The organism is Mesorhizobium sp. DCY119, from assembly GCF_003590645.1.
Classification (GTDB): Bacteria; Pseudomonadota; Alphaproteobacteria; order Rhizobiales; family Rhizobiaceae; genus Mesorhizobium_M.
This window is the reverse complement of sequence record NZ_CP031834.1, coordinates 4,280,608-4,305,718: the sequence shown is the minus strand read 5'-3', so window position 1 is coordinate 4,305,718 and position 25,111 is coordinate 4,280,608. Positions and strand designations below refer to the sequence as shown.

Here is a 25,111-nt window from a genome sequence, read left to right as displayed (position 1 = left end):
GATGGCCGGGTAAGGCAACACGGAAAATAAGGACGGCAACATGAACGGCAACACCCACACTGTTAAACCCGGATCGGTGGCTCCTCTCAAGAACGTGGCTTCCTGTCTCGCGCTTGTCGATGCGCTGATACATCGCCCAGCGCATCTACCCAACATCGGGGTTTTCAGCGGCTTTTCCGGCTACGGCAAGACGATGGCGGCGCAATATTGCTGGAACCGGACGGGCGCATTGTTCGTCGAGGTCTTCGACTTCTGGACGCGCAAGAAATTCTGTCAGGCGCTTCTCGCCGAGCTGGGGGTGGCTCGTCCGCGGGGCACGATCGGCGACATGATGGACGAGATCATTGCGCGGCTGGGCGACGATCCGGCCCGGCCTGTCATCATCGACGAGGCCGACAAGCTGGTCGACAAGGGCATGATTGAACTGGTCCGCGACATCAACAAGGCGGCACAGGTTCCCGTCCTGCTCGTTGGCGAGGAGTTGTTGCCGCAAAAGCTGGAGCCGTTCGAACGGGTCCATAACCGTGTGCTGGATTGGGTGCTTGCGCAGCCCTGCGACCTCGACGATGCGCGGGCATTGGCGTCATTCCTCTATCCCAAGCTGACCATAACCGACCGCCTGCTCGACGCCATCCGGGAGCAGACCGGCGGGAAGGCACGGCGCATTGCGACCACGCTCAACGCGGCAGCGAGCTTTGCCGCCAATGCGGGACTGCCGGAACTGGATGTCGGCACCTATCAGGGTCGCATCTTCACCGGCGAAACCCCGAAACGCTTCCAGTCGCGGAGGGTGGCCTGATGCCGGTTACCCTCAAGCTGACACTCAAGAAGACCGAGCCGCTTTATCGTGGACAAGACCATTATTGGCGCGTCATGCGGGCGCTCGACGCCGGCGATGGGCGTGAATTCACCGTAAGCCAGATTCGTTCGGTCACAGACGATGCGGGAACGGCGCCAATCCGCGCTTTCGTAAAGCGCCTCGTGCAGTCTGGCGTGGCGGAAGTGACATCGAGCCAAGCGAGCCTGCTCGGACGAGACGAACGCGTCTATCGTCTGCTGAAACGGCCCGAAGAGACGCCGATCGTATCTCGCGACGGGCAGATCGTCCGTCCGACCACCGGACAGCAACAGATGTGGAATGTGATGCGGGGACCGACCGGGCGGCGCGGATTTACGCCCCAAGACCTCGTGACCTTCGGCTCCACGGACGACATCGCGGTCACATTGGCCACGGCAAAAACCTACATCCAGAACCTCGCCCGTGCCGGCTACCTTCTCCAGGTGGCTGAAGGCGGTCCGGCTCGTTTCGCGGTCTGGCGGCTTAAACCGTCGCGCAATACCGGGCCGCGACCGCCCATGATCCTTCGCGCCAAGCTGGTCTTCGACCAGAACCGCCACGCGGTGATGGGCGAGACGATCGCCGAGGAGGACCGGCCATGAACCGCGGACCGGCACCCGGCACGGTTCGGGTTGAGCGCAGTATGGCGCAGAAAGCGGCCGATGCCTGGGGCATGCCGCCGGATTGGGTGGCAGAACTTGCCACGCTCGCCGATCGCGAGGGCTTGAGGGGCGTTGAAAAGCGCGTCGGCTACTCGGCGAGCGCCATCTCCACCGTCATCAACAACCGCTATCGCGGCGACATGGCTCGCGTCGAGGAGACCGTGCGCGGGGCCTTGATGGGGCATGTCGTGTCTTGCCCGGTGCTCGGGGAAGTCGGGCGCGACCAGTGCCTGACATGGCAGAAAAAGCCATTCGCCGCCACCTCGTCGGTTCGCGCCGCCGTCTATCGCGCTTGCCGGGCTGGTTGCCCGCATTCCTCGCACAAGCCGGACAGGGAACGGGCATGAGCGCGCCGGCCGATCACGCCGCCACACACGTCAAACGGCTGGTCGAAACCATCTCGCCGCTGATCGAACAGCATCTGGAGGAGGCGCGCCGCGAATTGCGACCTCGCCTTGTCCATGTGCCCGATCCCGACTTGATCGCGGCGGCAACGCGGGTGGCGGAAGCGGTCGGCCGGCTGGACCACGCCAAATACACGCGCGGCGAAATCGCCGCGCGTCGATCACTGGAACAGCAGGCTCGGGCACTGAAAACGGTTCTGAAGAGGTTTGCGCGATGAGCGATCCGAAGCTTTTGCAGGAGGCAGCGCAGGTCGATGTGCTCGATCTTGCCGGCCGCATCATAGCCAGCCCGCGGCGCGCGAATGCCAGCCAGGCGGGGGAGCTGGCGCTCGCCTTTGCCGTCGAGACATTCTGGTCGATCGCGATCGAGGCGGAAACGCTGGTCAACGCGATCGAGCAGCTCGCCGATGCCACCAGCGAGGAGCGCGCGGCGCTGCGCGACCTTTGCGTCGGCCATTGCATCGCCATCCGGACAATCTTGGCCGCGGTTCGCGGCGAAACCACCGAAGAGGAAAAGACCCGATGGCGAAAGCCAAAGCTAAAGCAAAAGCACTGATTCGCGTACCGCAGTCGCGCGAAGATGCCGTCTGGACTGTCGGTCGCATCGGCACCTTGCGGCGCGATATCGCTGCCAGGAAAGCCGCTGCTGACGAGCAGATCAGAACTGTAGGCGAAATGGTCGAGGCGGCACTTGCTCCGCTCGCCCAGGAACTCGCGCAGCTTGAAGAGGGCATGCAGGCCTATTGCGAGGTCAATCGCCTTTCCCTGACCAATGAAGGCAAGGTCAAGTTTCATGATTTCGGCACCGGGCGCATCAGTTGGCGCCTGCGCCCGCCGAAGGTCGGCATTCGTGGCATGGAAGCTGTCATCGAGGGCTGCAAGCGGCTCGGCCTGAGCCGGTTCCTTCGCGTGAAGGAGGAAATCAATCGGGACGCCATGCTTGCCGATGCCGACACGGCCCGTCAGATCGCCGGCGTTACGATTTCTTCCGAAGGCGAGGATTTCGTCATCGAACCGGCCGAACTCGAAACGGCGGTGGGGTGATGGCGATGGAACGGATCGAAGACCTGGAACGCCGCCTGCAGCATGCCCGCCAGCAGCTTGTCTGTGCCGACATGATCGACAATTTCGGTCGGCGCGAAGCGCAGATGCGGCTTTGGCAGGCGGAAGTCGACCGGCTGGAGCGGGAGCTATCGGATGCGGAACACGGCTTCAATCCGCACGGCAGCGGTCCCGTGCCGATCGAGCCGAGGGAGGGTTGAGCCATGACCAAGGTCAACATTGAGAATCTTCGGAAGCTAATCGGCAAAGGGGTTGCCCACCGTTCGGCGATATTCGGTTGCCAATGCTTCGAGCGCGCCAGCGATGATGTCTGCCAGCGGGATCAACGGTCGAATGGAGAGTACGCAGCCGTCCATGGCGTGCTCGGCGTCGCTCGAACTAATCCCACTAACGTTCAGGTAGCTTTTCGCGGCGTTGAGTTGCTCATTCAGGTTAACCCATCCAGAGCGCGCTTCGGCAAGCCTCTGAGTAAGCTCCGGGCCATAGAGGTCCTCGGCAGCCTTCAATCCCTTCCCAAGCAGCAGTGTATTGATCTGACCTGCCTTGTCAGAAAGATTGCCCATCGTCTCGAAGGAAGGCTTGAAAACATCAGGATCGCTCTTCTCATCCTGGTACAGCTTGAGCCGCGCCGTCATTTCCTGAGACCATTTTCTAAAATCAGATGCAGCCGGAACGGTCGCACGTTGAATGCGGAGCCGATCAGCCCGAAGGTTGAGCGCCATCACCTCGCCATGCCGCTCGTGCTGACGCGCATCAATTCGCTGCATTTGGAACACTGTTATGCCGGCAGCTGCCACGGCCAGAATTCCGGCGATAAGCGTTTGCCACTCCCACAAATCACGCTCCCCCGCAGAGATGTCTGCCAAGGCCAATCCGAGAAAAATTCCAATCGCAATCGAAATTACGTTGCTGCAGGCTTGCAGTACCGCGTCAGCTCTCATCAGTGCCCCCCTCGTGCGATGACGATCGTACGCGCAAAACGGTTTTCTGCAATTGTGCGAGCGACTCCCGGTTTCTCTTTGTGGCTTGATAAGGCGGTCGCGGCATGAACGCGCTCGCTGTCATCCAAATTGCCCGCAAGCAGCTCGGCCTGGACGAGGACACCTATCGTGCGGTCCTCGTCCGCGTCACCGGCAAGGGCTCCACCCGCGATATGAGCGAGGCCGAGCGCCAGCGCGTTGTTTCGGAGTTTCGCAATCATGGTTTCATGCCCGTTCAAAAGGGCCTTCAGGGGCCGTTTGCAAAGAAGCTCCAGGCGCTCTGGATCGATGCCTGGAACCTCGGCATCGTCCGCGATCGGCGCGATGCCGCCATGCTGATGTTTGTCAAAAGACAGACAAACATCGACCACACCCGATTTCTCCTCGACGGCAAAGATGCGGCCAAGGCCGTCGATGCCTTGAAGGCCTGGATGGCGCGCGAGGCGCATGTCGACTGGAGCGACAGCGTCGCCCTTCCGGCTTGGCTGCGCTGCCCAGGTGCGAAAATCGCGGTGGCGCAATGGCAGATACTGGCGCGGTGCGAAAAGGTCGATCCGCAAGGTTTTCGTGCTTTCGTTTCCGACCTCGCGAAACCGGTCGACCGGATGGGCGAACGCGATTGGATGCCAGTGATGAACGCGCTTGGCGCGTTGATCAGAACGGTGAAGGCCGGATGAAGCCGCCGATCCGCGTCACCGACCATGCAGTGCTGCGCTACCTGGAGCGCGCGCATGGCCTCGACGTGGAGGCCGTTCGCAATCATCTCGCCAGCCGCGTGACCAACGGTGTGCGCCTCGGCGCAATCGGCGTCACGATCGAGAACGTCAAGCTGGTGATAAAGCGTCACGCCGATAGCGTGTCGGTGGTGACGGCGCTCAAGGCAGGCTGGCGTATCGACGAGGACCGCCCATGACGTGGCCTTTCCATGGGCTGACGCCGCTCAAATACGGCGGTCTCCTGATCGACCCCTGTTACCGCTACGAGATGCGGTCGGAAAAGGGATACGAGAAAAGCCCGGAAGCACACTACGAGACGATGAGTGAGGACGAACTGGCGGCGTTGCCCGTTGGTTATCTCGCCTCGGGGAATTGCCTGCTTTGGATGTGGTCGACTTGGCCTCATCTGCCAGTGGCGATGCGGCTCATGAAACACTACGGCTTCACATACAAAACCGGCGGCGCCTGGGTGAAGCGGACACCCAAAGGCAAGCCGACCTTCGGCACCGGCTACATTTTGCGATCGTCGACAGAACCGTTCCTGATCGGCACGATAGGCGAGCCGGTGGTTCGCTCGAAATCCGTTCGCAATCTGATCGACTCCATTCGCCGCGAACACAGTCGCAAGCCGCCCGAGGCGCGCGCCATGATGTCGGCACTCCTGCCAGATCAGTTCATGGCCGAGCTGTTCGCCCGTGAGCCTTGGCCTGGCAATGACGTGTGGGGCAATGAGACCGCCAAGTTTTCAGTTTCCGAACCCGGCCTGCACGATGATTTCCCGCATCCGGTTGCAATGAGTGACCCGGTCGGCGGCGTCGGCATGGCGGATGCGAAGGATGGCGCCTTCCAGATAGCCGCCGGTAACGCGGTCCTCGAAAGCGGGATCGGAAACGGTCTCTTCGGCGATCAGACGGGCGACAGCATCCAGGTCGAGCGAGATCCCGCTGCATTCCTTTCCGGCCGCGATCGCCATGGCGACGCCGAGCGCCCGATCGTCGGCAAGGGCGGGCGAGCCGGCCGCAAGGACAAGGAGCATGGAAAGCAGGTTGCGCATGGCCTTGACGGTAACAGGCCGCGGCGATGGGGGAAAGTATGATGACCGCGCAGCGCTCGCCAGTCTCATCGCTTCCGCCGCCGCTTCTGGTCTGGCGCGAGCAGAGCGAGATGGCGCGCATCGAGGAGGAGTGTCAGTCCCTGGCGGTGCGGATATCGGGCCTGCGGCCGCGCAGTCACTATCGCTTGGAACTGGAGGTGCGGCTGCGCGATCTCCGCTCACGCCAAATGCGCCTGGAATGCCAGTTGAGCAATCGCAAATGACCGAGATTCCCGTCCCCGCCAATGTGGAGCCCTATGTGAGAGTCCTCGGCATCGACCTCACGATTGCGTTCCTGACGGAATTCGGCGGTGCCGAGCTTTATCTGGCGCGGATGCCGCAAGGCCGGTCGCGCGTTGCGCGCCTGGTCGGACGCGACAAGGCCGCCGCCCTGGCCGAGGCGGCAGAGCGCTTGCCGCGCCGGGTGCCGCTTGCGAAGCGCTGGATCGCCGAGGTCTATTGGTCAAAGGGCTTGTCGACAGCAGAAATCGCGCGCAGATTGAGGAGCACTGACGTCTCCGTGCGCGGATGGCTCAAGCCTGCCAAAGAGCGTCAGCTCGATCTCTTCTGACTTCTCCGCAAGGACTTGTGGCTGTTTCGCAACCGCCCATGCGCCCATTCTGCGCGTCGGCTGGACCCTGTCCTGCCGACTTCTGCAACGGCGTAGGGCAATGTCATGTTCGATAGCGAGACGATGATCGCCGCGCGGCAATTCGCGCAGCGGCTTGGATGCGAGACGGCCGCACTTCTAGCCGTGATCGAGATCGAAAGCGGCGGCCGCGTCTATGCCATCGTCAACGGCCGCAAGGAACCGATGATCCGCTTCGAGGGTCATTACTTCGACCGCCGTCTGACGGGTGAAGCCCGCGTTGAGGCCCGCCGCCTGGGACTGGCGCATCCGAACGCCGGCGCCGTCAAGAACCCCTCGACGCAGGAAGCCCGCTGGACGCTGATCAACCGGGCGATCGAGATCGATGCGATTGCAGCCCTGGAATCGGTATCCTGGGGCCTCGGCCAGGTGATGGGCGCGCACTGGAATTGGCTGGGGTATGAAAGTGTTGCCAAGCTGGTGAACACGGCCCGCGACGGCGTCGCCGGCCAGATCGAGCTTATGGTGCGCTATATCGAAAAGGCGGGGCTCGCCGGTGCGCTTCAGCGGCGCGACTGGACGGCCTTCGCCCGCGGCTACAACGGGCCGAACTTCGCCAAGGACGGCTATCATACGAAGATCGCGGCCGCCTATCGCCGCCATGCCGGCGCGGCCGCCAGTTCGGCGCCGCCCTCGTCGGAGGGCATGCTGCGGCTCGGCAGCCGCGGCGCGCGTGTTCGCGAGCTTCAGACGCTGCTCGTCCGGGCCGGACAATCAGTTTCCATCGATGGCGATTTCGGCCCGGCCACCGCCTCGGCGGTGCGCGCGTTTCAGGCGGCGTTCGGCCTGACGGTCGATGGCATTGCCGGCCCGGAGACGATGCGCGCCGTCGACCGCTACCGCCAGGGCGCGGCGGATCGGCCGGGCGAACAGAAACTGGCTGAGCTGAAGGAGGTTCGCGACGGTCTTTTCAGCGGTCTTGGTGGCGGTCTTACTATTGAGGCCACCCGGCGGACGATCGAGGAAGCCGCCGCTAAAATCGGTGGCTTGGCGGGCCTCGAATGGCTTTCGGCAAGTCTCACCGTCGCGGCCGTGGCGTTGGCGATCGGCGGTCTTGCCTGGGCTTGCATTGGCATCTGGCGCCGGCGTCGCACCGTGGAAGTGCCGGCATGATCGGCCCTCGGCCAACCGGAGTGCTTACCGCCTGGCTGACCGCCGGCGCGCTGGCGCTCGCCTGTATCGCCTACCTCAAGGGCTGCGCGGACGGCGGACTGCTTGGAGAGGCGACTTCCACCGCAAACATCAATCGGAAAAACGAGGAGGCTGGTGATGCCGCTGAAAAGAGGCGTTCCGATCATCGCAGCTGCGTTGATGCTGGCGGCGTGTTCGACTTCGTCAAAGGCACCTGCAAGCGCTGACGGCCTGCGCAAAGTCGTCGGTACGTCCCTTGTCGGCACGAAGGGCGCGACGCCAGCCGACCAGATGAATATCGACCAGACCGTGGCGGGCCTTTGTGGCGCGGCGATCTGGACGCCCTCGGAATGCGCCAGACATGGCGGGGAGACGCGCAAATGAAGGCAGCTTCGACAACCTGCCTAATCGCGATCGCCGCCACCACTTTTGCGGGCGTTCTTATGTGGCTGGCATTTCCGAGGACGTTCTGATGGACATCACGCCTTTGATGCCCTGGCTGTCGGCGGCGGCGCTGATCATCTCGATCGTTGGCGCGGTGCATTCCTACTTGAAGTCCGATTCGAAGAAGGCCGAGGAAAAGCTCGCCGACCACGATCGGCGTATTCAGTCGCTGGAAAGCGACATGAAGCATCTGCCCGATCGCGAGCAGTCGCATCGGATGGAACTGGCGATCGAGAGGCTTTCGGGTCGCGTCGACACCCTGGCCAAAAGCATTGAGCCAATCGCCGCGATCAGCGAGCGTTGGCAGGAACTGATTTTGGAAGAGGCAAAGAAATGACGCTGGACCCGGAAGCCGCCAACCGTGTTTTGAGGGAGCAGGCGCGCCTCATCATCTTGAAGGCGCTCGCCGCACAGATCGACGAGTCGCTCAATTCCGACCTGATGATCGAGGAGCTGCGTCCGTTCGCCATCCGCAAGGATCGCGCCTGGGTGCATGACGAATACGCCTGGTTGGCGGACCATGGGGCCATTGTCGTGACGCCGGCCGGCAGCGTCCAGGTAGCGACCCTGACTGAAAAGGGCCACCGGCATTTGCGACGCGAGATCGCCATCGAGGGCGTGAAGCGTCCGTCTCGGCCGGGCGAATAGCATGGCGACGGCGCGCCGCCATCGCCCGTCTTCGATCGACCTCCTTCCAGCGGAGGCTGAGGCAGACGTTGCCTGGGCGATCGGCGAGATCGAGGCCGGCGGCCGGCTCCAGATCGACATTCACGCCGAATTCAATGCGCGTCTTGCCGATCGCGGCATCGGCCCGATCTCGCATTCCGCCTTTTCGCGCTATGCGCTGCGCAAGCGCATGGCTTTCACGCGGCTTCGCGAGGTGCGCGAAATCTCCAACGCAATCACGGCCGCCTTGGGACCGGGCGATGACGACGCCCTGACAACCGCAATCGCTCAGCTCATCAAAACCCGCGCCTATGAGCTGCTCGAAGGCGGCAACAAGGTGGACACCAAGGGCGCGATGGAACTGGCGCGTGCGGTCCAGGCTATCGGCTCCGCCCAGAAGACCTCGGCCGAGCATCGCTCGAAACTGGAGGCCGGCATCAGGGCAAAACTCGAAAAAGCGGTCGACGCGGCAGAAAGCGAGCTGGCCGCATCGGGCGCGTCGGCAGCCGATGGCGCAGAGGTGCTTCGCAAAATCCGTCAGGACATCTATGGGATTTTCGAGAAATGAGCGCCTCGGCCGTTCCCCTTTATGGCTTCCAGCGCCGCTGGTTTCTCGACCGCTCGCGCTTCAAGATCGGCAAATTCGCCCGCCAGACCGGAAAGACGTTCACCACAACCCTGGAGGTGGCAATCAAGCAGCATCGTAGCCGCTGGGTCATACTCTCGCGCGGCGAGCGCCAGGCCAAGGAGGCTATGGACGAAGGCGTTAAGCGCCATGCGCAGGCCTACGGCCTCGCGCTCGAAGCGCAGGAGTTCGATTGGAAGGGCGCTTCCGGCTCCTACCGGGCGATGGAGGTCGAGCTGCCGCACGGCTCGAAGATAACCGCGCTGCCTGCCAATCCCGATACCGCTCGCGGTTTCTCCTCCAATGTCTTCCTCGACGAATTCGCCTTCCACAAGGATTCCGGTGCGATCTGGAAGGCACTGTTTCCGGTCATCTCGGCCGGCTGGAAACTGCGCATCACCTCGACCCCGAACGGCAAGAGCGGCAAATTCTACGAACTCGACACGGCCGAGGATCAAACGTGGTCGCGCCACACGGTTGATATCTATCAGGCGGTGGCGGACGGCTTGCCGCGCGACATCGAGGAACTGCGCGCCGGCATTGCCGACGACGACGCATGGGCGCAGGAATACGAGCTTCGCTATCTCGACGAGGCGAGCGCCTGGCTGCCATACGACTTGATCTCTTCGGTCGAGGACGAGGCTGCCGGCGATCCTGACGGCTATCAGGGCGGCGTCTGCTTCGTCGGCATGGATATCGGCCGTCGCAACGATCTCTTCGTCATATGGGTGCTGGAGCAGGTCGGCGATGTGCTCTGGACGCGCGAAATCGTCGAGATGAAGCGCGCCACCTTTGCCGAACAGGACGAGGCGCTTGACCAGGTCATGCGCCGCTACCGCGTTGCCCGCCTTTGCGGCGACCAGACCGGCATGGGCGAAAAGCCGATCGAGGATGCGCAACGTCGTTACGGCGAACACCGTGTCGAGGGCGTGCTTTTCACCGGACCAAACAAGCTCGTCATGGCGACGGCCGGCAAGGAACGCTTCGAGGATAGGACAATCCGTATTCCGGAAGGTCGTCCGGCCTTGCGCGCCGATCTGCACAAACTCCGCAAGGTCTCCGGGCCAACAGGCGCGCCGCGGTTTGTTGCCGAGCGCACCGACGATCACGCCGATCGCACCTGGGCGTGCTTCCTGGCCGTCAATGCGGCCGGCGGCGCTCATTACGAATACCGCTATCAGGCCGTTTCGACGGGTGTTCAAGGGGCATCGAGGCGCGGCTTCGACCACGCGCCTGACGACCGTTTCGACATGGGCGAGCTCGATCCCTATCGCTCGCCGCTCGGCGCCGGCATTCGAGGAGGTACCTGGTAATGGCGATCACTTCCAAAATCCTCGACCAGTGGGGCCGGCCGATCGAGCGTAAGGTGCTGACGCAGGAGATTGCTGCGGCGACCGTTACAGGCGTGCGTTCGCCGATCAGCGGCTATCCCGGCGACGGGCTCAATCCCGCGCGGCTCGCGACCATCCTGCGCGAGGCCGACGCCGGCGATCCGCTGCGCTACCTGGAACTGGCGGAAACGATCGAGGAGCGCGACCTCCATTATCTGGGCGTCATCGGTACGCGCAAACGCTCTGTCGCCCAGATCGAGGTGAGCGTCGAAGCCGCCAGCGACGACTCGGCCGATGTCGACAAGGCCGATATGGTGCGCGAGTGGCTGCTACGTGACGAACTGGCCGACGAGCTGTTCGACATCCTCGACGCGGTCGGAAAGGGCTATTCCTTCACCGAGATCATCTGGGATACGTCTGAAGGCCAGTGGCAGCCGGGCCGACTCGAATGGCGTGATCCGCGCTGGTTCCGGCCGGCACGGCGCGACCTGACGACACCCCTGATGCTTGGCGAACATGGCGAGGAGCTGGAACTGCCCGGCGGCAAGTTCGTCAGCGCCGTGCTGAAGGCGAAATCCGGCCTGCCGATCCGCTCGGGCATTGCCCGCGCCGCGACATGGGCATGGATGTTCAAGGCCTTTTCAAATCGCGATTGGGCGATCTTCACGCAGACTTACGGCCAGCCGATCCGGGTCGGCAAATATGGACCGGGCGCGACCGAAGCCGATCGCGACACGCTCTATCGCGCGGTGGCGAACATTGCCGGTGATTGCGCCGCGATCATGCCGGAAGGAATGAACATCGAGTTCATCGAATCGAAGTCGGTCGGCGCTTCGTCGGACCTGTACGAAAAGCGCGTCGACTGGCTCGACCGTCAGGTCTCTAAAGCTGTCCTCGGCCAGACGACGACAACGGATGCGATATCGGGCGGTCATGCCGTCAGCCAGGAGCATAGACAGGTCCAGGCCGATATCGAGCGGGCCGACGCCCGCGCACTCTCGGCGATCCTCAATCGCGACCTGATACGCATCTGGATCGACCTGGAATATGGGCCGCAGGAGCGCTATCCGCGCCTGCGCATCGCCCGGCCGGACGAGGAGGATTTGGCGCAGCTTTCTACCTCGCTTTCGCAGCTCGTCCCGCTCGGCCTTCGCGTCCAGGCGTCAGAAATCCGCGACAAGTTCGGCCTGTCCGATCCGGAGGACGGGGCCGAGGTTCTTGGCGCGCCAAATCCCGCGCCGTCGAAACCGGATCGCCAGCCGGCCGGCACGCAGTCGCTTCATCAGGAACAGGCGCCGGCGTCCAGAACGGCAGAAGAACTGCTTGCCGAAGCCGCGCTGAAGCTTGCCGGCCCTGCGGTCGATGGCCTGGTCTCCAAGGTCCGCGGCCTTGTTGCCGGCGCCGGCAGTCTCGAGGAGGCACATGCAGCGCTTGAGCATGCCGGTACCGCCTTCGCCGCCCCGGCTGACCTGACCGCCGCGATGCGACAGGCCTTACTGCTCGCCTGGTTGTCCGGTGAGGCCGCGGAGGCGGATCGTGGCGACGCCTGAAGTCTCGAACGTCCGCTTCGAGGAGGCTATCACCTTCCTGCGCCGTCGCCTGGAGCTGCCGGCCGACCGCTGGGCCGAACTCGTCCGCCAGATTGATGAGGCAGCAACCGACCGTTCCGCCGGCATGACCGACGCGCTGCTGACCGATATCCTGGCCGAAGTGCTGCGCGCGATCGAGGACGGTACCGGCCTCGGCGGCTTCCTGGATGGCTGGGACACCGCCATACGCCGCCACGGCTGGGAAGACGGATCGGACGGCTACCGTGCTGGGCTTACCTTCAGGATCATGACGGCGCAGGCCTATGCGGCGGGCCGCTGGCAGCAAATCCAGCGGCTGAAGCGTGTGCGGCCTTATCTGCGCTACGTCCATGTCGATCCCGAGCTGACGCAACGCTATTCGCGGCATGAACATGCCGAATGGCACGGCGTCATCCTGCCGGTCGATCATCCATGGTGGATCACGCATTACCCGCCCAATGGCTGGAACTGCCGTTGCTACGTGCAGTCGCTTTCGGAGCGAGATCTAGCGCGCTACGGCTGGGAAGTTTCGGACGAGGCTCCCCCGGAGCGGACGCTGATCAAATTCGTCCGCGGCCGGCCGATCGAGACGCCGGCAGGCATCGACCCGGGCTTCGCATTTAATCCAGGCATAGTCGGGCTGGCGCTGGCCGGCTAAGGAGGTCCTCTCAGTTAACTGCCTGCGCCTCTGGAAACTTCCATTTGCCGTTCAGGACCTCGGGATGAGGCCTGTAGAGACGGACCATGTAGTTCCAGTCCGCCATGACAGGCAGGCAATTCGGGATTTTTCCGTCGCACCCTCCGAACTGGATCGTCACAGACCCATCGGCAGCCTTCTGAGCCGTAATGCTGTTGAAACTATAGGCGTCGTAGGGGTTTTTCTCGTAGAAGCCCTTGGCATTGTAGAGGCTGACCGACCAGAAGCCATCGACAGGAACCTTCGCCGCCGTGACCTTGTAGATTGTCTTGCCGTCGTTTTTGGAAGGCGTGACATTGAGATAGATCGCTTCCTTGTCGGGATTTCCGCCCCAGGCCGAAGCCGCGCCGATCAACCGCCGGACAGGGTCGACCTGGGCTTTGGTGCCGAACATCCGGTTCGCGTCTGGCAGCGTTGAGGCGAGGACGAGGAGTGCTTCACGCACCTTCGCCTGGCTGGCGGCATCCCAATTCGGGATTTCGAATTTGCCGGCGCTCTTCTGGTCTACCTTGATCGCATCTTGCAGGGCGTGAACCTTTTCCAGGTCCTTGGCATCGGCCGGATCAACCAGGGTCCGGATGGCGACGATAACGTAACGCGTACCGATCTCTTTCCTGGTAAAGGTGTGGTTTCCTTTGCCGTAATAGACGGCCGGCGTATACTGATCTTCGTTGATGACCTGCATTGAGACGAAGCGTTTGCCGACTTCAGGTATCTTTACGGTCACCGAACCAGCATCGAGATCGAACACGGCGGCGGAATATAATGTGTCGCGGTTGAGCCGGATGACCGTTTGATTGTCGATTTCCGCAGGCTCGCGGCGGTGGACAAATTTCCCGAGGCCGCCATCCTTGACGATATTGCCGAAGTACAAGTCCGACTCGGCCCTGACGAAGTTGTCTGGCGTTACGGGAATGGGGTCGTCAGCCAACGCCTCGGCACATGGCATGACTGCAAGCACAATTGCAAAGACGCAAGAGCGAAACAAGCTTCTCATGATGGTCTCCCATTTCAAGGCTAGAAAGTTGCCGGTCTAGCAACTGGCAGCGCCAACTGGGGATAGGCGCGACCGCCCCATCCAATCCGTCGATCGATAACATTTCGCCACGGCGGCGATAGTTGGACCTTGGCCTCATACTGATCGAGCCCCGATCGCTTGCGGTCGATCAGGAGGGGGAGCCGATGATGGAGAAGACGAACGGGCCGGCAAGGATCACAGCAACGGCGACCAGGAACAGAAACTGCCAGACGTAGATATTTAGCCGCCGCCAGACAGGCTGCGCCCGCATGAAGCGGCGCCATTCTTCCCGTTCGGCCTTGTCATATGCGAGGTCAGCCCGCCATCCCATGGCGCCATCCTACGCTGAGATTGCAGTTTTGCCAAAAGTGGCCCTGGGGCACCTCAGCGCTGCTTGTCCGCGCCATGTGTCGACGAAATGCCTTGCCGGCTGCCCTGACCCGTTCAAAACCCGTTTAATAGAAAGACTATCAGTACTTATTGGTCGTCATCTGCGACTCCATCCGTAGCATAGTCAGGAATGCCATCTCTGACGCCCCTTAGGATGGCTTCGGCTTTAGCGCGAGTGACTTTGTCCGTTTCCTCATTGGCGACGAGCTCGTTGGCAGCGCTCACGAGGTCCTCCATCTGAAATAAGCTCGGATCGGGTTTCGAACCTAGCGAGTAGTCAACCCCATCACCGCTCGCACTTCTTGTTCTGAAGATGGGCAATTTGGCCAGTAAGCTGGGATGGTTGCTGAGGGTTTCTGAAACCCAATTCTTAATTTCATCCGATTGAGCCACTTGCCTCCACACTTGAAAAACCGGCCAAAGATCGGGCAAAGTGTGCAAGGCTTTCTTGCCAATTGCATCTCTGATGCGTTCCTGAACTACTGCCGCCAGCTCATTGGCTTGGTCCTCCGTCAGAAGTCCATCGCGATCGGCGCCCTGAGAAGCCAAGCTCGGCGATACCTGTGCGAGCAAGAAAGAGGACATCAGGGGTGAGCCGTCCTTGGCCACAGTGCAAAACTCTTGAAGCGCCATTTCCTGCCCCCAACGCTTGACCATCTCCCTCAATAAGCCGGACAACCCGATATATGCCGGAGCGGCAAACCAGCGGCCCGTCCACTCGATTGAAACAATCTTATCACCAGTTGCCATCAGAGCCGCAAGCAACTGCGTTGTCGGCTTGATATTGGAATTGCCAAGCATCCTATAGTGTAGCTGTGCCAGAAAACTTCCGACAAGCGGCTCGCCTTTGCGGTCGGCATTGCCAAACGTCTCGACAATCATTTGCTCGATGTATTCACGATCGTCGAGACGGGAGGCCAGGCTATCAGCGGCTGATTTCGAGATTTCCCCCTCCGGTGGAAATAGACTGAAGTAGGCGTCGTAGCCTTGTGCCGCTCCCACGCCGCCACGTTTCACTATGGAATAATATGGCTCCCCATGATGTTGAAGGCCACCACGGAGCTCTTTTTCGCGTCCGGGAAACAAGTTCGCCAGAAGTTCAATTACGTAATTCTTGTCATTCTCAGTGAGTTGCGTTCGCAACTTCGAGGCTATTTTCTTGCGCTCGTCATCATTGAGCATCGTAAGGTCATCGCCTATCAGAAAACCGCGGTTCTTTCTCAACCACTGAAAAGTGTCGTAGTCGAACACACGCAGCCCCTCCATCGCGAGGAGGTCGTGGGGATCAATCTCGCCGCGAATGGCACCCCAGGAGAACTTAATCGCGTTCGCGAGCCGTATCGCGTCGCGAGGCGTTGCGATCCAATTGTAGAGCCCATGAAGAACTATGCGATGCAGACGTTCGTTTGACTCGATGCCGTCCAGGAAGTCCCTGGCCGCACTATCGAACACTCTGAGAAGCGCATTTTGCGTCGGGCGCGGAAGTTCCAATTCATGCTGAATGATTTTTTCTGCAAACCGCGGCCCTTCATGAGTGGAATCTTCGCGATCCAGCGCGGCCCAAACGATGCGTCGATCATAGGCAAGAACGTAGGTAACATACGGCAAGCGGCCGACGGACTTCACAAGCTGCATCATGTTGCGGATTTCGTCCTGGCTTAGCCGGTCGACGTCGTCAATAAAGACGACTATTCTGCGCTTCTGCTGGGCAAGCTTGACCACCAGCGTTTGATAGCTTGACTGCAGAGAAGGAATCGCCTGCCATCTATCCAGCCGGTCCTTCAAAGTGCTCTTCGCGACAGTTGCAACAGCTTTCGAACCAATCCCGGCAGTTGGATCAAAAAGTGCTCCGATGGCCGCCGCCGCGTCGATAATAGGATCACCGGCCTTTTTCCCGACACTCTGAAGCTTGCCAAGTAGGTTGCTAGGTTGCTCCGATAGCACAGGCAGGCGTTCTGACAGGACCTTGAAGAACGCACCGATTAAATCCTGATGACCTGATATCAGCCAGGGCTGAAACTCGATCAGCACCACCTGCTCTTCGGGCCGCTCGATCTCCTGGTTGTGCTTTTCGACATGCTGACGAACGAAATTCAGCGCGGTGGACTTGCCGCTGCCCCAAACTCCGTGCAGGCCAATGACATAACCGTTCGGCGCATCCATCGACAAGAGAACTTTAGCCAGCCGTGACGCGAACGGGCGAAATCCCAATTTGTCGTCCCGGAAGGCATTCCGACCGGGCATGTCATCACTGAATTTGTAAATTTCTTCCATCAATCCCACCTAGTGGCGTCCGGTCAAAAATAGGATTTACCCGTCCGAGGTTGCCAACTCGGGGGACCAGAAAAAAAGATCTATCCTTTCTCGTACTTCTCGACGGAGGTCGCGAATTGTTTCGGGTTTCTTGGCATTCCAGATACCGCCAAAAAGAACTACAAACCCCTCGTAGATGTGAACCAAAAACTGCTCCAGGCGCAGAAAAGCCTCTTTGATTGCTTCGGGTGGAGATGGATCACCGTGAACAATTGCGTTCCGCCAGTGATAGGCTTGGCTTACGGCTTCAAAGATTCGCATGGCGTGTGCGGTGTCCGACCAACCGCCGGCGCAAGCGCAACGCACCGCCACAGGGCGCGCCTTCTCGTTCCCATCGACCAAAGCAAGCGCTTCCAATGCGGATACTATGCGCACAAGGCGGATGTGATCATGAGGTTCGCAATAGGCTTCGGAGATTAGTTGATTGGCATAGCGCAATCTTTCAAGGATTGGCGAAGTCGGATATTTCCCGCTGGTAAGCAAAGCTGCCAGACTTGAAAGGTAACCGCGAGACGCACCCAGTTGTCGATCCACCTCACAAGTCCAATCATTATCGAGATGCGATCCCCAAGGGCCGTCCTGTGAGGAAAGACCGATGCCACCACTCGGCGAAATCATGAGAAATGTGCTTGATTCATCCCAAATAAATCCGCCCGCTAGCTTAATCCTTTCCGTCACTTGAAAGGTGAATGTCATGCGAACGAGATTCAGCAGGAATTCTGCGCTCTCGCGTGCAACCACCCATGCCCTCTCGCTTTCGAAGCCATCCATGTGAACGGTCACAAAATGATCGTATCGACCGATATATTGTTCCCATCGCTCGGCCAAACTCGGCCACTTACCTTTCGATTCCTCCTTCTTCATGTTCTCGATCGCGGCTTTGTTCTCTGCCAAGAATCGAGCCTTAGGGACAATTTCTATTGGACCGCATAGGAAGGAGTGCTCAATCGCATTCGGTGCAAATATGGCAGGAAAGACGTATAAGCCGTCTGAAAAGGGCAGTGCGTGAAGTTTCGCTTTCGCCTCCTTCACAATGGCGTTTGGCGAAAACCGGCGTCTTTTCTTGAGTTTTTTGACGTCAGTCGCGAAAGCTCTTTCGAGTTCAGCCTGAGCCGTTTCACGCCTTACCCGAAATTGCAGTTTGTCCTCGTGAAGAACGAGTTCTGCCGCAGAGCGCAAATAGTCGTAGCCATTTGCACTAACAAAATTGTTGCCGTCAAAATGATTTAGAAATTCCGTTTTGTCGAGAAATTCGATCTGAGCTTGGCTGACGGTTTTCCCCGCTTCCTCCAGTGATCTGAATTTAAGGATCGTCTCGACCCACTCTTCGGTGAAGGCCTCCACTGCCTTCACCGAGGTTGCAAACTGCCGCCTGCTTTCCATGATCGCCCCTCATATCGTCGCTCAGCGTCCAAGATTATCCTATGCGCGCCTAACCTGGAGCCACTGGAGACCCGTCCGCTTCACAAAGCTGCCAGCCAAGTACCGCGAACGCTCCAGCAAGAATACGCAACCATTCGTGGTTCGGTTCGATTCGAATGAGTTCGAATATCTCCGCACCTATCGGGGATATTTCAACGCCGCTGCCGAAACCGACGAACCCATGTGTATCGCCAGGTAATGGACTGATTAGTCGGCTCCGACCGTGCAGCCGGAATGAACGTCCCGCAAGAGCCAATCTGATGACGTCGCCCCTAGGCCTCTGCTGGAAACTGAACGCAAAGCCGTCCTCAACGAAAATACCGATCGACCCAAAGAGACGTTGCGACAACGGCTGCATTTTCTCAAATAGACGGGCGTTGGCCTCTTCTAGAATTGCCCGGTCCGAATCCTGGAGAGGTGAAGGGATTCGCCGGAACAGCCCAAAGCCTGTGACGACTTCATCAATCTCGAACCGGCAGGTAAATTGGGCCAATCTTTCAAGCTGTCGTGCCTCCTCGCCACTCAAAGTGGAAAGTAGTGTCAACGCGCGAGCGCTCGTGAAGCGACCCGCTGCCGAACGTGCCAGAATTCGACCCCATAGCGCTTGCCGCCCTTCGGAACTGACACGCCCGGCCAGATCCCAGAAGTGATCGATCCATTCAGCTTCGATGTCCGGCAGGGGATCGCTTGGCGGAGGCAATTCGCCAGCTATGCGTTCGGCCTCGATGAGCCCTTCAACAGCGATCGCTTCCCGGTTTTCCTGTTGCCGGACGGTTTCGAAGCTGACGCGAAGGTTTGCCCGGCCGTCGATCGTGAGCTCTGCCGATGTGGGAGCAAGTCCTTTCGAATTCATATCGGAGAAAAATCGGTCTGCATCGGCGCGGATGTGCTTGTTCTTCCAGCGATCGGCCAGAGGCCCGAGCAATGGCCCTATGCCCCGTTCCACCATGGTCAGGAAACGGCTTGCTACCGCTCCGGCACCAAGCAAATCGGTAACCTGGCCGATGATTGGTGCCGGTTTCGAATCTGGATCGTCGTTCATTTGAGCCTCCCCCTATCCCTGAAACTGAATGTGCTCCTGAGTCGTCTGTGCAGGCAAGGGATTGCGATTGACCGTTAATGCCTATCGTGACAGCTTTCTCTCCGCTGCGTCACCGGTCGGGCTCCAATCGCCATTGGACCGCACATTCTCACTAACTGCCGGCATCCCCCCGCAACACCTTGTGGCTGTTTTGCCGACAGCCGACCGGCGAATGTGCGGGCCATGTTTGGCAACCGCACTCGCTTCGTTTCCCTCAACGCCGCTTCGGTCGACGCCGTAGCGCTTTGCGCCGCACTGGACCTGCCGGCCGAAGGATCGGCCGTGCCGGAATGGGTTCATCTGCTACCGGCAGGTGAAATTCGCACCGGGGACAACCGCGGGCCTTACCGCGTGGCCGATCCGCAATCGCTGATCCGCAACAGCCGCCTCGACGGCGGGGACCGGCTGCCGATCGATGAGAACCACGCGACCGACCTTGCCGCCCCGCGCGGCGAACCGGCGCCGGCGCGTGGTTGGATCGTCGAGCTTCAGCATCGCCAGGACGGCATATGGGGCCGCGTCGAGTGGACCGCGCACGGCCGACGTCTCGTGGCCGGACGCGCCTATCGCGGGCTGTCTCCGGTCATTCAGCATCAGAAGTCGGGCGAGATCACCGCCATCCTGCGCGCCTCGCTCGTCAACCGCCCCAATCTTCGCGGCCTGACCGCGCTTCACCAGGAGAACACAATGGACCTGCTTCAACAGCTCTTGAACGCGCTCGGCCTGCCGGCCGGCACGACCGCAGATCAACTCGTCGAGCGCGTGACCTCCATGCATGCGGCCCAGGCCGAGGTGTCGACCGCGCTGCAGGCCGCACTCTCACCCATCGCAAAGGCGGTGGGGCTTGCGGTCGATGCCGAAGCGTCCGCGGTCCTGATCGGCGTCGAAGCCCTGAAGCGGTCGTCCGGTTCCGAAGATGCGGTGATCGCTCTCCAGGCCGAGCTTGCAACGGTCACCACGACGCTCAACACGCTTACCGAAGAAACCAAGCGCAAGGCGGCCGCGACCTTTGTCGACGATGCGATCAAGCTTGGCCGCGTCGGCCTCAAGCCGGTGCGCGACCGCTACGTGACGATGCACATGGCCGACCCCGCCAATACCGAGGCGCTGATCAGTGCCATGCCGGTGCTCGGCGCCGGTGGCTCGGTCGTCCCTGCGACGCCGCCGGCCAGGGAGGGCGAGGTCTCCCTCCAGGCCGAACAGCTCGAAGTCGCGAAGATGCTTGGCATCGATCCCAAGGACTACGCCGAAACCCTCAAGGCGGAGCGCGCGGCCGCGCTCTGACGGACTGACGACACTTCCGCGCAACAAGCACAAGGACTCCGACCATGCCGGCTCTGACCGAAGACAGGAACACCCCGCAGGCCATCGGCGACATCCGCTCCGGCGGCGTCGCCGCCGCAACGACGATCTATGCCGGCGCGATGGTCATGCGCAACGCGGCCGGCTACCTGACCAAGGGTACCGCTGCGCTCAATCTCGTTGGCGTCGGCCGCGCCGAGGAGCGCGTCATCAACGCCGGTTCGGCCGGGGCTGCCAATCTGAAGTACCGGGCCGGCACGTTCCGCTTCGCCAACTCCGCAGGCGCCGACCAGATCGGAATCGCCGACATCGGCAAGCCAGTCTACGCGGTCGACGACCAGACGGTGGCCAAGACTTCCGGCACCAACACCCGCTCGATCGCCGGCTATGTCGATCACCTGGACGATCTGGGCGTCTGGGTGCGCTTCGACGAGGCCGCAGTCCAGTCTTACCTCGCCGGTATCACTCTGCCGACCTGATCGGCCGGCCGCCCAGCAGCCCGTCACTCAACCAGGACTCCGCTCATGATCATCAACTCCGCCAATCTCGACGCTATCCGCGTCGGCTTCTCCACCGCCTTCCGGCGCGGCCTCGGCCAGGCCGAGACCGACTACAGCCGCATCGCCACCACCGTTCCGTCGAGCACGAAGGAAAACAAATATGGCTGGCTCGGCAAGCTGCCGAACCTGCGCGAGTGGATCGGCCCACGCGCGGTGCATGGGCTGGCGGAACATGACTACGCGATCAAGAACAAGCCTTTCGAGATGACCGTGGGCGTCGACCGCGACGACATCCGCGACGACAATCTCGGCGTCTACGAACCCATGTTCGTGGAGATGGGCGAGAGCACTGCGGCGCATCCCGATCTTCTGGTCTGGGAAGCCGCCAAGGAGGGATGGTCGCGGCCATGCTATGACGGCCAGAACTACTTTGACGGCGATCATGCCGTTCTTGACGCAGACGGCACGCCCTATTCGGTGACGAACACCGACGAGGGCTCGGCCGCGCCCTGGTTCCTTCTGTCGACACGCCGGGCGCTCAAGCCGATCATCTTCCAAGAGCGCGAGAAGCCGACATTCGTCGCTAAGGACGATCCGCGCGACGACAACGTCTTCATGAACAAGGAATTCGTCTACGGCGTCGATTGCCGGCGCAATGTCGGTTACGGCTTCTGGCAGATGGCGTTCGGTTCGACCCAGCCGTTGACAAAGCAGCGCTATATCGCTGCCCGCACGGCCATCATGGAAATGAAGGGCGATTATGGCCGGCCCCTCGGCCTCAGGCCGGACCTCCTTGTCGTTTCGCCGTCGAACGAAGGCGCTGCCTTCGACGTGCTCAAGGCCGAGCGCGATGCGGCCGGCGCGACCAACACCTACCGCGCAACCGCCGAGCTGCTCGTCACGCCCTGGCTCGCCTAACGGCTTGCCGCCGGCTTGACGCCGGCGGTTCCAGTTCGGCCGCGCCACATCCTCCCGGCGCGCCGATCGCCCGCCGCCCCGATTGTTGCCGCGGGGCGGCGGGCAGTTTCCGAACCGGCAACGTGAGGATGGCAACATGGACGATCTGACCACCATCAAGGGCATCGGCAAGGCCGCGGCCGACAAGCTCGCAGCCGCCGGCATCACGACTTTCGAGCAACTTGCTCACAATGCGGTTGCGGGCCAGAACGGTGTCAAGGCCGAATGGATCGCGGCTGCGGCAGCGCGGCTGTCCAATGAACGGCCAGAGGATCGCCCGGATGCGTCCGGCGCACCTGGGACGGGTTCGCCGTCCGCCTCGGCCGACCCGTTCGGCGACGCTCCGGCCGGGACCAATTCCGCTGATCGTGAAATGCTGGAAAGAGCGATCGAAAACATCGGCGGCGATGTCGCTGCCTTGTTCCCCAATACCCCGCAGAGCGAGAAGGGCGACGGAGGCGCGCCAGAATTGGGCGCCTCCGTCGTGCCGCCGGGACATGCCGCGTGGCTGGAGCTTGAAGAGCTGGGGGAAGACGAAGCGCGCCGGCGGTATCCGCTGGTCATCGAGGCTGTGCAACGTTGGGCGGAACTGGCGGGGTCGATGGGCAGCATCAAAGCCGGCCCGACCGTTCGCATCAGCGCGAAACGCGATGGTTTCCGCCGCTGTGGCCTCGCGCATCCGAAAGCCGCGACCGATCACGCGGTCGAACACTTCACGCCGAACGAGCTGGAACGGCTTCTGGCCGAGCCGCTGCTTACGGTCGAGCTGGTTTGACCCTATGGCTTATTGCACCCTTCAGGAGCTGATCGACCGCTATTCGGAACGCATGCTGGTCGATATTTCCGACCGTGGCGATGCGCCCACCGGAACGATCGACCAGGTGCTTGTCGATCGCGCCATCGCAGACGCCGACGCGCTGATCGACGGCTACCTGAAGGTGCGTTACGCCCTGCCGCTCGCCTCGGTGCCGCGCCTGGTCACGGACCTGTCGCTGCGGATTGCGATCTACTACGCCCATGCGCATGTCGCGGCCGAGAAAATCCGCAAGGACTATGAGGAGGCGTTGAAGGCGCTGCGCGACATATCGATCGGGCTGATCCGGCTCGACCTGGACGGCGCCGAGCCTGCCGCTTCCGGCGCTTCGGAGGTTCGCACGAACCAGCCGGAACGCCCTATGACCGCTGAAACGATGAAGGGCTATATCTGATGGCCGGCGCCCGCATGGAGCTGACCGGCCGGGAGGAGACGCTCGCTTTCCTGTCGCGCACGATCGAGCGGACAGATGACAAGCGCGGCCTGTTCGACGCGATCGGCGCGTCGCTGGTCGTGTCGACACAGAAGCGTTTCGAGGACGAGACCGACCCGGAAGGCAATCCGTGGCCCGCATCGCTGCGCGCCCTGACTGTCGGCGGCCGGACGCTCACCGACACGGCGCGCCTGGTCCAGTCTATCACCCATGAGGCGACCGAAAGTTCCGTCGCGGTCGGCACGAACGAAATCCATGCCGCTATCCACCAGATGGGCGGCGCGATCAGGGCCAAGACCTCCAAGGGCCTGCGTTTTCGCGGCCTGGGCAATGGCGGCTGGATCACGAAACAGGAAGTGACCATTCCACAGCGCGCCTTCCTTGGCCTCGACCAGGACGATGAGGCCGAAATCCGGGCGCTTAGTGCCGACTGGCTTGGAGCCGAGGACGATGGAGGGGCCAATGCTGGTCGCTGATCTCGTCGCGCATCTCGGCACGGCCGTCGACCCGCTCAAGGGCCGCGTGGAAGCCGCCGCCGAGATGTCCGAACTGATCCGCCGCAAGGCGCTGCCGCAGGCCTCGCCCTTCGCCTTCGTCCTGCCGCTCGGCCTCCATGCCAGGTCCGAAGGCGACGCCTCGACCGGTGCCTTTACCCAGATGGTCGACGAGGTTTTCGGCGTGGTCCTCTTCGTCCGCGCCTCCGGCGACATAACCGGCGGCAAGGCCATGCCGACGATCGACGCGACGGTCTGGGCGATCATCGACGCGGTTTGCGGCTGGGGTCCGGACGAGGCGATCGGCGTCTTTCATCTTCGCCGCGGCCAGCTCCTCTCGGTCGAGGCCGGCGCCGTCATCTACCAGCTCGATTTCGCCCTTCAGCAACAGGTGAGGACGTTCCCGTGAAAAAGCCCCAGCCAGAACAAGCCGCGCCGCAGAAACCGGAACCGGCTCCCGCGTCGGTGCCGCCGGCGCTGCCGCAGCAGGGCGGCAGCTTCGTCATGATGCCGGACGGGACGCTCGTGTCCGAAAGCGCGGCCGAAGAAGCCGCTTCGAAGGAGGCTTGAAATGGCGATCAAATGGAAATCGAAAATCCTTCTCGCCAAGATCGAGACGATTTACGGCACCGACTCCGCACCTACCGGCTTGGCGAATGGCATCCTCGCCACCAACATCGTTTTCCAGCCGATGGAAGGCCAGGATGTAAGCCGGGAACTCGAATTGCCCTGGCTCGCTGCGCAGGCGACGCTCCCGGCCGGGCTGCACAGCCGCATGACTTTCCGCGTCGAACTGGTTCCGTCCGGGTCGCCCGGCACCGCGCCAGCCTGGGCGCCGCTGCTTCGCCTTTGCGGCGTGGCGCAGACGCTCACGCCGGGAACGTCGGTCGCCTTCAATCCGGTCACCGACAGCCACGAAAGCGGCACCATACATTTCTGGGTCGGCTCCACCCGCTACGTCATGAAGGGTTCGCGCGGCACCTGCGCGCTGCGCTTCACGGCGCAAGGCATCGCCTATCTGGAATTCACCATCCTCGGCCTGTTCTCACTTCCGACCGAGCAGACGCGGCCGACGCCGACGCTTTCGGCCTTCCTCAAGCCCGATCTGGTCACAAGCGCCAACACGCCGACCTTTACCGTCGACGGCGTTTCGCTCGTCATGCGCTCCTTTGCATTGGATCTCGCCAATGACGTCCAGACCCGGTTCCTGGTCGGCTCTGAAAGCGTCCTGATCGTCGATCGAGGAGACCTCGCGACGGCCCAGGTCGAGGCCGTGCCCCTTACGACATGGGACCCGTTCTCGGAGGCGCTCGACCAGAACGCGGTGCCGGTTCGCCTGGTGCATGGCAAAACCGCCGGCCGCATCGCCACGCTGATGATCGGCGGCGCCCAGGTGCAGCGCCTGCAGGGTTTCGAGAACAGCCAGAACGTCAAGGAATGGCCGCTGCGCATGGTGCCGCTGCCGACAGCCGGCAACGACCAGTGGACGCTCACGCTCACCTGAAAGCTTCGAAGGAAAGG

The 25,111-nt window shown here is 61.7% G+C and carries 35 protein-coding genes; 29 read left to right on the top strand and 6 right to left on the bottom strand.

Features of this window, described 5'->3' with window-relative positions:
• The first annotated feature begins 40 nt into the window (after window positions 1-40).
• The 7 genes from DZG07_RS20950 to DZG07_RS20920 are packed head-to-tail and all read left to right on the top strand — an operon-like array spanning window position 41 to window position 3,166.
• Window positions 41-799, top strand: coding sequence for an ATP-binding protein (locus tag DZG07_RS20950; protein WP_119820466.1), 759 nt, complete (start codon window positions 41-43; stop codon window positions 797-799).
• Window positions 799-1,440: a hypothetical protein gene (locus DZG07_RS20945; protein WP_119820463.1), complete on the top strand. Its 642-nt coding sequence runs from the start codon at window positions 799-801 to the stop codon at window positions 1,438-1,440. The genes DZG07_RS20950 and DZG07_RS20945 overlap by 1 nt, the downstream gene beginning before the upstream one ends.
• On the top strand, window positions 1,437-1,847 hold the full coding sequence (locus tag DZG07_RS20940) for a transcriptional regulator (RefSeq protein ID WP_119820461.1): 411 nt from the start codon (window positions 1,437-1,439) through the stop codon (window positions 1,845-1,847). The genes DZG07_RS20945 and DZG07_RS20940 overlap by 4 nt, the downstream gene beginning before the upstream one ends.
• Window positions 1,844-2,122 (top strand): hypothetical protein, encoded by a 279-nt coding sequence (locus tag DZG07_RS20935; protein ID WP_119820458.1) that lies wholly within the window; start codon window positions 1,844-1,846, stop codon window positions 2,120-2,122. Before DZG07_RS20940 ends, DZG07_RS20935 begins: the two co-directional genes overlap by 4 nt.
• Window positions 2,119-2,460, top strand: a complete 342-nt coding sequence (locus DZG07_RS20930; RefSeq protein ID WP_119820455.1) for a hypothetical protein — start codon at window positions 2,119-2,121, stop codon at window positions 2,458-2,460. Before DZG07_RS20935 ends, DZG07_RS20930 begins: the two co-directional genes overlap by 4 nt.
• Window positions 2,427-2,948: a host-nuclease inhibitor Gam family protein gene (locus DZG07_RS20925; RefSeq protein ID WP_119820454.1), complete on the top strand. Its 522-nt coding sequence runs from the start codon at window positions 2,427-2,429 to the stop codon at window positions 2,946-2,948. Before DZG07_RS20930 ends, DZG07_RS20925 begins: the two co-directional genes overlap by 34 nt.
• Window positions 2,949-2,953: 5 nt before the next feature.
• Entirely contained in the window at window positions 2,954-3,166 is a 213-nt protein-coding gene (locus DZG07_RS20920; protein ID WP_133304766.1) for a hypothetical protein, read from the top strand.
• Window positions 3,167-3,202: 36 nt separating this feature from the next.
• Here DZG07_RS20920 and DZG07_RS20915 read toward each other — a convergent pair whose 3' ends face one another.
• Window positions 3,203-3,907 carry a hypothetical protein gene (locus DZG07_RS20915; protein WP_119820448.1) on the bottom strand — a complete coding sequence of 235 codons (705 nt, stop codon included), beginning with the start codon at window positions 3,905-3,907 and terminating at the stop codon, window positions 3,203-3,205.
• A gap of 104 nt (window positions 3,908-4,011) precedes the next feature.
• On the opposite strand from DZG07_RS20915, the gene DZG07_RS20910 reads away from it, so the two are divergent.
• From DZG07_RS20910 to DZG07_RS20850, 13 genes are all read left to right on the top strand, one after another.
• Window positions 4,012-4,623, top strand: coding sequence for a regulatory protein GemA (locus DZG07_RS20910; protein ID WP_119820445.1), 612 nt, complete (start codon window positions 4,012-4,014; stop codon window positions 4,621-4,623).
• A complete protein-coding gene (locus tag DZG07_RS20905) occupies window positions 4,620-4,859 on the top strand; it encodes a hypothetical protein (RefSeq protein WP_119820442.1) in 240 nt (79 codons plus the stop codon). Before DZG07_RS20910 ends, DZG07_RS20905 begins: the two co-directional genes overlap by 4 nt.
• Complete coding sequence (locus tag DZG07_RS20900) at window positions 4,856-5,758, top strand: MT-A70 family methyltransferase (protein ID WP_119820439.1); 903 nt, start codon at window positions 4,856-4,858, stop codon at window positions 5,756-5,758. Before DZG07_RS20905 ends, DZG07_RS20900 begins: the two co-directional genes overlap by 4 nt.
• Window positions 5,755-5,979, top strand: coding sequence for a hypothetical protein (locus DZG07_RS20895; protein WP_119820436.1), 225 nt, complete (start codon window positions 5,755-5,757; stop codon window positions 5,977-5,979). Before DZG07_RS20900 ends, DZG07_RS20895 begins: the two co-directional genes overlap by 4 nt.
• Window positions 5,976-6,326 carry a helix-turn-helix domain-containing protein gene (locus tag DZG07_RS20890; protein WP_119820434.1) on the top strand — a complete coding sequence of 117 codons (351 nt, stop codon included), beginning with the start codon at window positions 5,976-5,978 and terminating at the stop codon, window positions 6,324-6,326. Before DZG07_RS20895 ends, DZG07_RS20890 begins: the two co-directional genes overlap by 4 nt.
• 105 nt (window positions 6,327-6,431) lie before the next feature.
• Entirely contained in the window at window positions 6,432-7,517 is a 1,086-nt protein-coding gene (locus DZG07_RS20885; protein ID WP_119820431.1) for an N-acetylmuramidase domain-containing protein, read from the top strand.
• Between the two features lie 198 nt (window positions 7,518-7,715).
• Complete coding sequence (locus DZG07_RS20880; RefSeq protein ID WP_245429664.1) at window positions 7,716-7,919, top strand: hypothetical protein; 204 nt, start codon at window positions 7,716-7,718, stop codon at window positions 7,917-7,919.
• Window positions 7,897-8,316, top strand: a complete 420-nt coding sequence (locus tag DZG07_RS20875) for a DUF2730 family protein (RefSeq protein ID WP_119820425.1) — start codon at window positions 7,897-7,899, stop codon at window positions 8,314-8,316. The genes DZG07_RS20880 and DZG07_RS20875 overlap by 23 nt, the downstream gene beginning before the upstream one ends.
• The gene (locus tag DZG07_RS20870) at window positions 8,313-8,627 is read left to right on the top strand and encodes a hypothetical protein (RefSeq protein WP_119820422.1); all 315 of its coding nucleotides are present in this window, start codon (window positions 8,313-8,315) and stop codon (window positions 8,625-8,627) included. Before DZG07_RS20875 ends, DZG07_RS20870 begins: the two co-directional genes overlap by 4 nt.
• Window position 8,628: 1 nt before the next feature.
• Window positions 8,629-9,213: a phage protein Gp27 family protein gene (locus DZG07_RS20865; RefSeq protein WP_119820419.1), complete on the top strand. Its 585-nt coding sequence runs from the start codon at window positions 8,629-8,631 to the stop codon at window positions 9,211-9,213.
• Complete coding sequence (locus DZG07_RS20860) at window positions 9,210-10,583, top strand: terminase family protein (RefSeq protein WP_119820417.1); 1,374 nt, start codon at window positions 9,210-9,212, stop codon at window positions 10,581-10,583. Before DZG07_RS20865 ends, DZG07_RS20860 begins: the two co-directional genes overlap by 4 nt.
• Window positions 10,583-12,151, top strand: coding sequence for a DUF935 domain-containing protein (locus tag DZG07_RS20855; RefSeq protein WP_119820414.1), 1,569 nt, complete (start codon window positions 10,583-10,585; stop codon window positions 12,149-12,151). Before DZG07_RS20860 ends, DZG07_RS20855 begins: the two co-directional genes overlap by 1 nt.
• Window positions 12,138-12,827, top strand: a complete 690-nt coding sequence (locus tag DZG07_RS20850) for a phage minor head protein (protein ID WP_119820411.1) — start codon at window positions 12,138-12,140, stop codon at window positions 12,825-12,827. The genes DZG07_RS20855 and DZG07_RS20850 overlap by 14 nt, the downstream gene beginning before the upstream one ends.
• A gap of 10 nt (window positions 12,828-12,837) precedes the next feature.
• On the opposite strand, the gene DZG07_RS20845 is transcribed toward DZG07_RS20850, so the two are convergent.
• From DZG07_RS20845 to DZG07_RS20825, 5 genes are all read right to left on the bottom strand, one after another.
• Window positions 12,838-13,815 (bottom strand): DUF1254 domain-containing protein, encoded by a 978-nt coding sequence (locus tag DZG07_RS20845; protein WP_245429663.1) that lies wholly within the window; start codon window positions 13,813-13,815, stop codon window positions 12,838-12,840.
• Window positions 13,816-14,032: 217 nt separating this feature from the next.
• Entirely contained in the window at window positions 14,033-14,215 is a 183-nt protein-coding gene (locus DZG07_RS20840; RefSeq protein WP_119820409.1) for a hypothetical protein, read from the bottom strand.
• Between the two features lie 146 nt (window positions 14,216-14,361).
• A complete protein-coding gene (locus DZG07_RS20835) occupies window positions 14,362-16,548 on the bottom strand; it encodes a P-loop NTPase fold protein (protein ID WP_119820406.1) in 2,187 nt (728 codons plus the stop codon).
• Window positions 16,549-16,584: 36 nt separating this feature from the next.
• Complete coding sequence (locus tag DZG07_RS20830; protein WP_119820403.1) at window positions 16,585-17,970, bottom strand: hypothetical protein; 1,386 nt, start codon at window positions 17,968-17,970, stop codon at window positions 16,585-16,587.
• Between the two features lie 49 nt (window positions 17,971-18,019).
• A complete protein-coding gene (locus DZG07_RS20825) occupies window positions 18,020-19,051 on the bottom strand; it encodes a DUF2806 domain-containing protein (RefSeq protein ID WP_119820400.1) in 1,032 nt (343 codons plus the stop codon).
• 222 nt (window positions 19,052-19,273) lie between these two features.
• On the opposite strand from DZG07_RS20825, the gene DZG07_RS20820 reads away from it, so the two are divergent.
• The 9 genes from DZG07_RS20820 to DZG07_RS20785 all read left to right on the top strand — a co-directional run bounded on the left by DZG07_RS20820 (window position 19,274) and on the right by DZG07_RS20785 (window position 25,094).
• On the top strand, window positions 19,274-20,374 hold the full coding sequence (locus tag DZG07_RS20820; RefSeq protein WP_119820398.1) for a phage protease: 1,101 nt from the start codon (window positions 19,274-19,276) through the stop codon (window positions 20,372-20,374).
• A 44-nt stretch (window positions 20,375-20,418) separates the two neighbouring features.
• Window positions 20,419-20,871, top strand: a complete 453-nt coding sequence (locus DZG07_RS20815) for a hypothetical protein (RefSeq protein WP_119820395.1) — start codon at window positions 20,419-20,421, stop codon at window positions 20,869-20,871.
• A 45-nt stretch (window positions 20,872-20,916) separates the two neighbouring features.
• Window positions 20,917-21,810 (top strand): Mu-like prophage major head subunit gpT family protein, encoded by an 894-nt coding sequence (locus DZG07_RS20810; protein WP_119820394.1) that lies wholly within the window; start codon window positions 20,917-20,919, stop codon window positions 21,808-21,810.
• A 136-nt stretch (window positions 21,811-21,946) separates the two neighbouring features.
• Entirely contained in the window at window positions 21,947-22,624 is a 678-nt protein-coding gene (locus DZG07_RS24130; protein ID WP_197716890.1) for an HI1506-related protein, read from the top strand.
• 4 nt (window positions 22,625-22,628) lie between these two features.
• A complete protein-coding gene (locus DZG07_RS20800; RefSeq protein WP_119820391.1) occupies window positions 22,629-23,057 on the top strand; it encodes a DUF1320 domain-containing protein in 429 nt (142 codons plus the stop codon).
• A complete protein-coding gene (locus tag DZG07_RS20795; protein ID WP_119820388.1) occupies window positions 23,057-23,572 on the top strand; it encodes a phage virion morphogenesis protein in 516 nt (171 codons plus the stop codon). The genes DZG07_RS20800 and DZG07_RS20795 overlap by 1 nt, the downstream gene beginning before the upstream one ends.
• Window positions 23,559-23,999: a hypothetical protein gene (locus DZG07_RS20790; protein WP_119820385.1), complete on the top strand. Its 441-nt coding sequence runs from the start codon at window positions 23,559-23,561 to the stop codon at window positions 23,997-23,999. The genes DZG07_RS20795 and DZG07_RS20790 overlap by 14 nt, the downstream gene beginning before the upstream one ends.
• Window positions 23,996-24,160, top strand: a complete 165-nt coding sequence (locus DZG07_RS23960; RefSeq protein WP_162931681.1) for a hypothetical protein — start codon at window positions 23,996-23,998, stop codon at window positions 24,158-24,160. The genes DZG07_RS20790 and DZG07_RS23960 overlap by 4 nt, the downstream gene beginning before the upstream one ends.
• Window position 24,161: 1 nt before the next feature.
• Entirely contained in the window at window positions 24,162-25,094 is a 933-nt protein-coding gene (locus DZG07_RS20785; RefSeq protein ID WP_119820382.1) for a hypothetical protein, read from the top strand.
• Window positions 25,095-25,111: the final 17 nt, after the last annotated feature.